General features: G+C 69.7%; 1 pseudogene. It reads right to left on the reverse strand.

Annotation, left to right across the window (positions count from 1 at the left end):
- A pseudogene (locus E5162_RS14860) lies at window positions 1-310 on the reverse strand (MFS transporter); the annotation flags it as partial.

Genomic DNA, 310 nt, shown 5'->3' on the forward strand with positions numbered 1-310 from the left:
AGACGCCGGTCGACATGGTCGGAGAGCTTGCCTGCCGGCCACTGGACCAGAATCGACACGCCGTAGATGACAGCCATGACGAGCGCGACCGACCCCGTGGTCGTGGTCGACAGGGTCTCGGCCCAGATCGGCACGAAACCCAGCACGCCGGTATTGATCACCCCGGCCCCGAACGCGGCAACGGCTGCGGCCGGTGCGATCGTGAGCAGGCAGAAGGGCGACACGCGGTTGCCGGCCGGCAGGGCCGGCTGGCCGCGGCGGGTCGCGGTGATCGGAATGAGCGCCAGCGCGAGAAAGATGCCGCCGAGCA

This window comes from Marinicauda pacifica (assembly GCF_004793635.1).
GTDB lineage: Bacteria > Pseudomonadota > Alphaproteobacteria > Caulobacterales > Maricaulaceae > Marinicauda > Marinicauda pacifica.